The 9,422-nt window shown below is 70.0% G+C and carries 10 protein-coding genes; 5 read left to right on the top strand and 5 right to left on the bottom strand.

Features of this window, described 5'->3' with window-relative positions:
• On the bottom strand, positions 1–213 hold a 213-nt coding region (locus RWP81_RS10770; RefSeq protein ID WP_314455966.1), incomplete at its 3' end, for a zf-HC2 domain-containing protein.
• Entirely contained in the window at positions 210–836 is a 627-nt protein-coding gene (locus tag RWP81_RS10765) for a sigma-70 family RNA polymerase sigma factor (RefSeq protein ID WP_055960071.1), read from the bottom strand. The genes RWP81_RS10765 and RWP81_RS10770, both read right to left, overlap by 4 nt.
• Before the next feature lie 89 nt (positions 837–925).
• Here RWP81_RS10765 and aroA point away from each other — a divergent pair, with 89 nt between their 5' ends.
• Genes aroA through bcp form a run of 3 tightly spaced genes read left to right on the top strand, consistent with a single transcriptional unit; the run spans position 926 to position 3,814 of the window.
• Positions 926–2,272 carry a 3-phosphoshikimate 1-carboxyvinyltransferase gene (aroA, locus tag RWP81_RS10760; protein ID WP_314455964.1) on the top strand — a complete coding sequence of 449 codons (1,347 nt, stop codon included), beginning with the start codon at positions 926–928 and terminating at the stop codon, positions 2,270–2,272.
• A gap of 13 nt (positions 2,273–2,285) precedes the next feature.
• Entirely contained in the window at positions 2,286–3,344 is a 1,059-nt protein-coding gene (gene rsgA, locus RWP81_RS10755) for a ribosome small subunit-dependent GTPase A (RefSeq protein ID WP_243223909.1), read from the top strand.
• Positions 3,341–3,814 carry a thioredoxin-dependent thiol peroxidase gene (gene bcp / locus RWP81_RS10750; protein ID WP_055958329.1) on the top strand — a complete coding sequence of 158 codons (474 nt, stop codon included), beginning with the start codon at positions 3,341–3,343 and terminating at the stop codon, positions 3,812–3,814. The genes rsgA and bcp overlap by 4 nt, the downstream gene beginning before the upstream one ends.
• A gap of 498 nt (positions 3,815–4,312) precedes the next feature.
• Here the strand turns inward: bcp and RWP81_RS10745 are convergent, their stop codons facing one another.
• Complete coding sequence (locus RWP81_RS10745) at positions 4,313–4,693, bottom strand: histidine kinase (protein ID WP_314455961.1); 381 nt, start codon at positions 4,691–4,693, stop codon at positions 4,313–4,315.
• A gap of 210 nt (positions 4,694–4,903) precedes the next feature.
• On the opposite strand from RWP81_RS10745, the gene RWP81_RS10740 reads away from it, so the two are divergent.
• Positions 4,904–5,152 (top strand): WhiB family transcriptional regulator, encoded by a 249-nt coding sequence (locus tag RWP81_RS10740; protein WP_013583608.1) that lies wholly within the window; start codon positions 4,904–4,906, stop codon positions 5,150–5,152.
• Between the two features lie 217 nt (positions 5,153–5,369).
• Here RWP81_RS10740 and RWP81_RS10735 read toward each other — a convergent pair whose 3' ends face one another.
• Positions 5,370–6,866 (bottom strand): histidine kinase N-terminal domain-containing protein, encoded by a 1,497-nt coding sequence (locus tag RWP81_RS10735; RefSeq protein ID WP_314455952.1) that lies wholly within the window; start codon positions 6,864–6,866, stop codon positions 5,370–5,372.
• 610 nt (positions 6,867–7,476) lie between these two features.
• Here RWP81_RS10735 and RWP81_RS10730 point away from each other — a divergent pair.
• On the top strand, positions 7,477–7,923 hold the full coding sequence (locus tag RWP81_RS10730; RefSeq protein WP_314455949.1) for an Rv3235 family protein: 447 nt from the start codon (positions 7,477–7,479) through the stop codon (positions 7,921–7,923).
• Between the two features lie 173 nt (positions 7,924–8,096).
• Here RWP81_RS10730 and RWP81_RS10725 read toward each other — a convergent pair whose 3' ends face one another.
• Positions 8,097–9,323: a pyridoxal phosphate-dependent aminotransferase gene (locus tag RWP81_RS10725; RefSeq protein ID WP_314455947.1), complete on the bottom strand. Its 1,227-nt coding sequence runs from the start codon at positions 9,321–9,323 to the stop codon at positions 8,097–8,099.
• Positions 9,324–9,422 lie beyond the last annotated feature (99 nt).

The raw sequence follows: 9,422 nt of genomic DNA, 5'->3' as shown, positions 1-9,422 counted from the left end.
CGTCAGCACCTGATCGCGCAGCTCGTCGGGAGCGGTCTCTTTGCACGCCCGCGCCACCACGTCGGTCAGGGTGCGCGCCACGAGGGCCTCGTCCTGGCATCCGGGGCAGTTCTCGAGGTGCTGACGGATGTCGCTCGCCTCGGTCTTGCAGACCTCGTTGCGGAGGTATTCCTCCAGATCGCGCCGTGCCTTGTCGCAGCCGCAGTCGCTCATTTCGTCTCTCCCGTCGCGGCCTTGATGCCGCGCTCCTTGGCGTAGTCCGACAGCAGGTCGCGCAGCAGCCGCCGGCCGCGGTGCAGACGGCTCATGACCGTGCCGATCGGAGTCTTCATGATGTCGGCGATCTCCTGGTAGGCGAAGCCCTCGACGTCGGCGAGGTACACCGCCATCCGGAAATCCTCAGGGATCGACTGCAGGGCGTCTTTGACGACGGATGCCGGCATGTGGTCGATCGCTTCGGCCTCGGCCGAACGTGCGCTGCTCGCGGTGGTCGACTCGGCACCGCCGAGCTGCCAGTCCTCGAGGTCGTCGATGGCGCTCTGGTAGGGCTCGCGCTGCTTCTTGCGGTACGTGTTGATGTACGTGTTCGTCAGGATGCGGTACAGCCACGCCTTGAGGTTCGTCCCTTGTGCGAACGACGCCCACGAACCGAAGGCCTTCACGAAGGTCTCCTGCACGAGGTCGGCCGCATCGGCGGGATTGCGGGTCATCCGCATCGCCGCGGCGTAGAGCTGGTCCATGAAGGGCAGAGCCTGCTCTTCGAACTGTGCGCGCGGCTCGACCTGCGAGCCCGCTTCTGCGGTGTCGTCCATCGCGCGCCAGTCTACGTCGGGCATGTCGAAGGCCGCCGGGATGCTCGCCGGTGGGCTGTCGCGCTCGAGAAGTGCGGTCACGTGTCGTCCCCCTTTCAGTAGGCTAGGAACCGATGACTCCGCTCGGATATTCCCTCTCCGCCGCCACGCCCCGCGGCGCGTGGGACGCGCCTGTCGCCGCCGGTCCCGTGGATGCCACGGTGACGGTGCCGGGTTCGAAGTCGCTGACCAATCGCGAGCTCGTGCTCGCCGCGATCGCCGACGGCCCGGGCACGCTGCACGCCCCTCTGCACTCCGACGACTCCGCGCGCATGATCGACTCCCTCCGGGCGCTCGGCGTGGGCATCGACGAGATCGACACCGACTCTCCCTTCGGCCCCGACCTGCTGATCACTCCCCCGTCGTCTTTCCTCGGCGGCACCACGGTCGACTGCGGTCAAGCCGGCACTGTCATGCGCTTCGTCACCCCCCTGGCGGGGTTCGCGCGCGGTGACGTGCATGTCACCGCGCACGAGAGCGCCCTGCACCGCCCGATGGGCGCGATGATCCGGGCGCTGCGCGACGTGGGCGTCGACATCGACGACGGCGGGCACTGGGCTCTGCCTTTCTCCGTCCGGGGACACGGTCACGTGCGCGGCGGCGAGGTCGAGATCGATGCGAGCCAATCGAGTCAGTTCGTCTCGGGTCTCCTCCTGGCGGCTCCCCGCTTCGACGTGGGCCTGCGGCTGCGCCACGTCGGCTCGCGGCTTCCGAGCGTCCCGCACATCGATATGACCGTCGAAGCGCTCGCCCACCGCGCCGTCCACGTGGAGCGACCGGCTCCGGGCGAGTGGATCGTGCCCGCGGGTCCGGTCCGGGCCAAAGACGTCGCGATCGAGCCCGACCTCTCGAATGCATCGCCGTTCCTGGCCGCGGCGATGGTCGCCGGCGGCTCGGTCACGGTCACGGGCTGGCCGCTCCACAGCACCCAACCCGGCGCGCTCCTCGTCGACATCCTCGCCGAGATGGGTGCGCGCGTCAGCCGCCGCGGCGGTGCCCTCACCGTCGCCGCCGGGGACGACGGCATCCTGGGTGTCGAACTCGACCTCTCCGCCGCGGGTGAACTCGCCCCCACGCTCTTCGGTCTGGCGGCTTTCGCCGACGGTCCCACGACCCTGCACGGCATCGGGCACATCCGCGGGCACGAGACCGATCGCATCGCCGCCCTCGTCGGCAACCTGCGCGCGCTCGGCGGCGAGGCCCACGAGCTCGAAGACGGCATCCGCATCGTCCCGCGCGCCCTGGTCGGCGGCGGGTGGAAGGCGCATCACGATCATCGTCTGGCAACGACCGGCGCCCTGATCGGGCTCCGCGTCCCCGGCGTGCAGGTCGACGACATCAGAACGACGGCCAAGACCCTCCCCCAGTTCGCCGCGCTCTGGCATTCCATGCTCGGCACCGACGCCTCGGTCGACGCGTGAAGAAGATGCACGCGTGAGCTGGCTCGCTGACGACGACGACGACGATCTCGCCTACGACGAGTCGTCGATCCGGTCGCGACCGAACCCCAAGGCGAACCGGCCGCGCACCAAGCGTCGCCCGGCCCACGCCGACGCGCAGATCGCCCGGGTCCTGGGCGTCGACCGCGGCCGTTACACCGTGCTCGTCGACGAGGACGGACCCGACGAGCGCCGCATGCTCGCGACCCGCGCCCGCGAACTCCGCAAGCAACCGATTGTCAACGGCGACCGCGCACGAGTCGTCGGCGACCTGACGGGCGGCGAGGGTACGCTCGGCCGCATCGTCGGTATCGAGGAGCGGACGTCCCTCCTCCGCCGCAGCGCCGACGACACCGACCAGGTCGAGCGGGTGATCGTCGCCAACGCGGACCAGATGTTGATCGTGGTCGCCGCGGCCGACCCGGAGCCCCGCGAACGGCTCGTCGACCGCTACCTCGTCGCAGCCCTCGACGCCGGCATCCGTCCCCTCCTCGTGGTGACCAAGACCGACCTGGCCGACCCGACCGAGTTCCTCGCGCACTTCACCGGCATCGATCTGCGCGTCTTCACCAGCGCGCAGGGCGCCATGCCGCTGGACGAGATCGGCGAAGCGATCGCCGGGCACTCCACCGTCTTCGTCGGACACTCCGGCGTCGGAAAGTCCACGCTCGTCAACGCACTGACCGGCTCGGAACGTGCGATCGGGCACGTGAACGTGGTCACCGGCCGGGGGCGGCACACGTCGTCGTCGGCCGTCTCCCTGCGCTATCGGGGACCCGCCGGATCGGGCTGGGTCATCGACACCCCGGGCGTACGCTCGTTCGGTCTCGGCCACGTCGATCCCGCCCACGTGCTCGGCGCCTTCACCGACCTCGCCGAGGCGGCCGAAGACTGCCCGCGCGGCTGCACCCACCTCCCCGACGCGCCGGACTGCGCGATCGCCGAGGCCGTGGCATCCGGTCGCCTGGGCCCCGGAGCCGAGGCGCGCCTGGACTCCCTGCACCGGCTGCTGACGACGTTCCAAGCGATCGAGCGTTCTAGGCTGGAGGGGTGACGAACCTCGACAAGGGCGACACCGCCCCCGACTTCACCCTGCTCGACCAAGACGAGCACCCCGTCTCGCTGAGCGACTTCCGTGGCCGCCGCGTGATCCTGTACTTCTACCCGGCCGCCCAGACCCCCGGCTGCACGACCCAGGCGTGCGACTTCCGCGACAGCCTGGCCTCCCTGCAGGGAGCCGGGTACACGGTTCTCGGTCTCTCTCGTGACACCCCCGAGAAGCTCCGGGCGTTCCGCGACAGCGACGGACTCACCTTCCCCCTGCTCAGCGATCCCGAGCACACGGTGCACGAGGCGTACGGCGCGTGGGGCGAGAAGCAGAACTACGGCAAGACCGTGACCGGCGTGCTGCGCTCGACCTTCGTCGTCGACGAGGACGGCAAGATCGTCGAGGCGCTCTACAACGTCAAGGCCACCGGCCACGTCGCGCGTCTGCGCAAGACCCTCGGCCTCGCCGCCGCCTGACCTCGATCCGCCGCGAACCCCGGCATCGCCCTCGCGATCGGCGGGGTTTTCGCACCGGCGCGGTCACAGCTCGCCGGCGGACATCACGCAGGAGATCCGTCGCGTTCTCATTGCCCACGCCGCTCCGGCACCGGGGCGCGGTCGTGCCCGGCCCCGGATCTTCTGCGTTGTGTCGAGGAATGGCCATGCTCGACGCCGTCTCCACGCGGATGTGCGCACCGCCGGCCGGCGAGCACAGGACAGCGGACACAACGCAGGAGATCCGCCGCGGTCCTATAGGTCACGCCGTTCCCGCACCGGGGTGCGGCCGTTCGAGGCACCGGATCTCCTGCGTTGTGTCGCGGAGTGCCCGAGCGCAGATCTCGCGGTGTCGGCATGGTCACCGGCACCCGGAACGGGCATCGCGAACGACGGTTACGGCGCGCCGCGGACGGGCGGCAGACGACGTGTATCCCGGGGGCCGAGAGGGAGCTGCGCTCGCGGGGCGTCGAAGAGGGCTCAGTCGTCGTCGCGACGCCGCGGTGCGGCACGCCGCACGGCCAGCACGAGCAGAACAAGCCCGACGACCGCGGGGAGGGCGATGAGCACGGCGGCGGTGGGGGCGGCCCACTCGCCGGTGACGGCGCCGATGGCCACCGACAGGATCAGCAGCTGCGTCACGATGCCGCCCGAGCGCGCCGCGGAGGCATCGCGCGCCGTCCCGACACCGAACGCGCCGACGATGGCCGCGCCGATGAGGGTCAGGACGATGAGGGCGACTGAGCTCACCACCGAGTCCGTGTCACCGCCGATCAGCGCGACGACCTGCCATCCGGCGAGCGCCAGGATACCGAGGGCCTCGAGTCCGAGGAGCGCGGCGGCCGCGAGTCGAGTCGGCATCCGAAACCCTCCGAAGGGCACGGCGGGCCCGTTACGATCCGGAAACCTGCCGGTTACCTCTTGATCAGGCGGAATCGCTATGGGAGCATGGAACAAGCCGTGTGCTCCCACAGCGAAGTGGGGCGAGCAATCGCTCGCGTTCCCACCAGGGTACCGGACCCGATAGCCGGTGCCGAATCGACCACATTTTCTGTTACAAGGAGCACCCCTATGGATTGGCGCGACAAAGCAGCCTGCCTGACAGTCGACCCCGAGCTGTTCTTCCCCGTCGGCAACACCGGCCCCGCGGTCGACCAGATCGAGAAGGCCAAGTCGGTCTGCGCACGCTGCACCGTCACCGAGGTCTGTCTGCAGTACGCCCTCGAATCCGGCCAGGATTCAGGCGTGTGGGGCGGTCTGAGCGAAGATGAGCGCCGCGCCCTGAAGCGCCGCGCCGCCCGCGCACGCCGCGCCTCCTGACACCACCCTCCACGGCTGAAGCCCGCCCCCTCGGGGCGGGCTTCTTCGCGTTCTCGAGCGGAAGCGATCAGCACCAGCCGCGCGGCTGCTCGCAGATGTGCACGTCGCTCGCAGAGTGGCATCCGGAATCTGCGAGGGACGCGTGATCCTGCGAGGCTCGGGGCTCGTCGGACGGCCCACCCCAGAACGAGAACGGATGCCGCGTGGCGGCGGTCCGTCAGGCCGCGGAACCGCCGATGTAGCGCAACGGGATCTCGATGGTGACCTCGGTCCCACTGCCCATGAGGGTGTGCCAGTCGATCGTGCCGCCGAGCTCGCCCTGGATCAGGGTGCGCACGATCTGCGTGCCGAGGCCCCGCCCGACCTGACCCTCGGGCAGTCCCACGCCGGTGTCACGGACGCTGACCTCGAGCATCTCCCCCGTGCGCTCCGCCGCGATCTCGACGTCTCCCTCTTGCCCGGCGAGTCCGTGCTCGACGGCATTGGTGACGAGCTCGGTCAGCGCGAGGGCGAGCGGGGTCGCGAACTGGCTCGGCAGGATGCCGAACTGACCCGTCGAGCGCGTGCGTGCGCGGGTGTTCGGCGCCGCCGCCACCTCGGCGACGAGCTTCAGCACGCGAGCGAAGACGTCGTCGAAGTCGACGTTCTGGGCGAGACCCTCCGACAGGGTGTCGTGGACCACCGCGATAGCCGACACACGGCGCATGGCCTGCGTGAGGGCGTCGCGTGCCTCGTCGGAGTGCGTGCGGCGAGCCTGGATGCGCAGCAGCGAAGCAACCGTCTGGAGGTTGTTCTTGACGCGGTGGTGGATCTCGCGGATCGTCGCGTCCTTGGTGATGAGCTCCTGCTCCTGATGGCGGATCTCGGTCACGTCGCGGCTGAGCACGATGGCGCCGATACGGTTTCCGCGGTCGCGCAGGGGAATCGTGCGCAGTGAGACCTGCACACCCCGCGCCTCCATGTCGGCGCGCCACGGTGCGCGGCCGCTGACGACGACGGGGAGCGACTCGTCGACGTCCTGGCGCTTGGCGGGGAGGATGCGCGCCGTCACCTCGGCCAGCGACTCGCCCTCGAGCTCGTCGTCGAAGCCCATGCGGTTGAAGGCCGAGAGCGCGTTGGGGCTCGCGAACGTCGTGATTCCGTCGACGTCGAGGCGGATGAGCCCGTCGGAGGCGCGAGGGGCGCCGCGGCGAGGGGCCGTCGGGGCGGCGAGATCGGGGAACTCGGCCGACGAGATCATGCGGAACACGTCGTCGGCGCAGTCGTTGAAGGTGATCTGCTGTCGTGACGGCGTCCGCGTCTCGCCGAGGTTGGTGTGGCGGGTCAGCACGCCGACGGTGGTGACCGCCGCGCCCTCGCGCGAGAGTTCTCGCACGATCGGCACCGCGCGCACACGTGTCGGCGTCTCCTCGAACCAGTCAGGGGACGCCGAGTCGACGATCCGCCCGCTCAGGAAGGCGTCCCGCACCTGCGTGCGCCACTGCGGCCGCACCCGGTCGCCGACGATATCGCGGTAGAACAGGGTCGCAGCTCCCCCGGGGCGCGTGTGCGCGACGGCGACGAACGAGTCGTCGGGGGTGGGAACCCAGATCACGATGTCCGCGAAGGCCAGGTCGGCCAACAGTTGCCCGTCGCCGGCCAGGCGGTGCAACCACTCGACGTCGGCCTCGCTGGAGCGGCCCTGGGCGAAGACGAGTTCACTGAGTGTCGACACCCTTCCACCCTACGGGAGAGGGTCGAGGCCGCCGCTTCCGGGAGCTGAATGTAGGAGCGCTCGTGAGCCGTCGGGTGAGCCGGCCGGAGGGCCGGGACCAGGGCAGGGCGAACCGGGAGACGGACGCTCGGAAGATGCCCGAGCAACCGATCGTCCACTCCTTCCGCAAGCGGGTGAGCGCGACTCCTCCCCCGAACGGGGGACATCGTGAGGGGAAGGCCCTCCTGTGTTGATTTCTGGTCCCGTTCGCATTCTCGTCCCCGGACCGTGAGCCTCTTCCCGACGATCTCGAGTCGAACGCCGAGCCGACGCCCCGACGCGGAAACCTCGCCTGTCACGCGATCTCGGCGAGCCCGGAACGCGACGCCGCCTACCGCCCGCGAAGCCCGTCCTCACGCGGATCGTCGGCCCCCGCCGCCGGCTCGTCGGCGCGCGGGGGTCGCGAGCCGACGTTGCATTCATCGTGCGCAAGGCGACAGCTTCTCACCACCCCGAATCCACCCCGCATCCCTCCACAGGCGTCTCGATCGCTCCGGCTCGCGAGCCACCGCTGCCCTACTCTCGGCGTCACCCCCCGCTCGCTTCACGCACCACGTCCTCGGAGGGAACCATGTCACAGCCGCACGTCCACACCACCTCGAGCCCGACGCGGCGCTCGCTCGCAGCCGCATCCCGGTCGGAGGAGTTCTTCGGTCGGCAGAAGACCTCGGCCCACGAGCTGCCGTCGGCAGAGACCTTCACGCTCAACATCGTCCGCGGTGTTCTCGAGGTGCTCGCCGGAGTACGCGAGGTCGACCAGCTCGCCCGATGGCTGTCGGAAGACGTGTACCGCACGGTGGTCGTTCGAGCCGGCCTGGCGGCCCGCGCACGCAGCGCCCGCGGCATGCCCGCCCCGCGCGCGACGCACATCATCCAGAGCGTGCACCTCTCCTCGCCCGCGGATCACGTCGTCGAGGCCACCGTGACCGCGTCGACGCGCCTGCGCACCCGCGCCGTCGCCCTCCGCCTCGAGGGGCTCGACGGTCGCTGGCGGGTCACATCGCTGGGCCTGCTGTGAACGTCGGGCGGGTCGCAGACACCGTCCCGCGATGCCGAACGTCACACGACGCGGCGGGCGCGTCTCGTCGAGCCCGCCGCGTGAGCAGCCGAGACCGCGCGCACAGGAGACCGCCGAATGCGGCGCGCACCCGCCACCGGGTCAGCGGCCGAAACCACGGCGGTGTTCGCCGGTCAAGGCCGCCAGGACGACAGGAAGTTGCCGAGCCGCTCGATGGCATCCGAGATGACGCGCGCTTCCGGCAGCGTCACGATGCGCACGTGATCGGTCGCGGGCCAGTTGAAGCCCGACCCCTGCACGAGCAGCACGTGCTCGGCGAGCAGGAAGTCGTGCACGAACTTTCCGTCATCGGGGATCTCGTACACCTCGGGGTCGAAGCGCGGGAAGGCGTAGAGCGCACCGCGGGGCATCACGCAGGAGACGCCGGGAATGGCCTCGAGGCCCTGCCAGGCGGCATCCCTCTGCTCGTGGAGACGGCCGGACGGAGCGATGAGCGCGTCGATCGACTGCACCCCCGACAGCGCCGCCTGCACCGCGAACTGCGCGGGCACGTTCGGGCAGAGACGAGTGGATGCCAACAGGTTGATGCCGTGCAGGAACCCCTGCGCGTGCTCCTTGGGGCCGGTGATGGCGAGCCAGCCGGAGCGGTAGCCGGCGACGCGGTAGGTCTTCGACAGACCGTTGAAGGTCAGGCAGAGCAGGTCGGGCGCGACGGTGGCCATGGGGATGTGCACCGCGTCGTCGAACAGAATGCGGTCGTAGATCTCGTCGGCGAGAAGCAGCAGCGAGTTCTCGCGGGCGATGTCAGCGATGCCGTCGAGGATCTCGCGCGAGTACACCGCGCCCGTCGGGTTGTTGGGGTTGATGACGACGATCGCCTTGGTGCGGGGCGTGACCTTCGAGCGGATGTCGTCCAGATCGGGCTGCCACTCGCGCGACTCGTCGCAGAGGTAGTGAACGGGCGTACCCCCGCCGAGGCTGGTCATCGCCGTCCACAGCGGGTAATCGGGGGCGGGGATGAGCACCTCGTCGCCCTCGTCGAGGAGCGCCTGCATGGTCATCGTGATCAGCTCGGACACACCGTTGCCGAGGAACACGTGATCGGTATCGAGCGCGGGGAACCCGGGCTCCTGCTCGTAGCGCGACACCACCGCGCGACGGGCGGACAGGATGCCGCGGCTGTCGCTGTAGCCGTGGGCGTTGGGCACCGACGCGATCATGTCGCGGACGATCTGGTGCGGTGCCTCGAAACCGAAGATGGCCGGGTTGCCGGTGTTCAGCTTGAGGATCGAGTGCCCCTCGGCCTCGAGTCGGTCGGCCTCAACGAGGGCCTCCCCCCGGATCTCGTAGAGGACGTCTTTCAGTTTCGACGACTGATCGAGAGGGCGTAGCGGGCTCATCGGTTCAGGATATCCCCGGCCTCAGCGGGCCAATCGACACCGAGTGGACCACGCCTCGGTCGCCACAGACGACGGATGCCGTGCCCCGGTGATCAGGGC

The organism is uncultured Microbacterium sp., from assembly GCF_963521695.1.
Lineage (GTDB): Bacteria > Actinomycetota > Actinomycetes > Actinomycetales > Microbacteriaceae > Microbacterium.
Note: the sequence above shows the minus strand (reverse complement) of the source record. Positions and strands in the feature narration are given on the sequence as shown.

Excerpts from the sequence above, each read along its gene's own strand:
- RWP81_RS10740 (WP_013583608.1), top strand. The coding sequence starts at position 4,904 with ATGGATTGGCGCGACAAAGCAGCCTGCCTGACAGTCGACCCCGAGCTG.
- aroA (WP_314455964.1), top strand. The coding sequence starts at position 926 with ATGACTCCGCTCGGATATTCCCTCTCCGCCGCCACGCCCCGCGGCGCG.
- RWP81_RS10725 (WP_314455947.1), bottom strand. The coding sequence starts at position 9,323 with ATGAGCCCGCTACGCCCTCTCGATCAGTCGTCGAAACTGAAAGACGTC.
- RWP81_RS10745 (WP_314455961.1), bottom strand. The coding sequence starts at position 4,693 with ATGCCGACTCGACTCGCGGCCGCCGCGCTCCTCGGACTCGAGGCCCTC.
- RWP81_RS10730 (WP_314455949.1), top strand. The coding sequence starts at position 7,477 with ATGTCACAGCCGCACGTCCACACCACCTCGAGCCCGACGCGGCGCTCG.
- RWP81_RS10765 (WP_055960071.1), bottom strand. The coding sequence starts at position 836 with ATGCCCGACGTAGACTGGCGCGCGATGGACGACACCGCAGAAGCGGGC.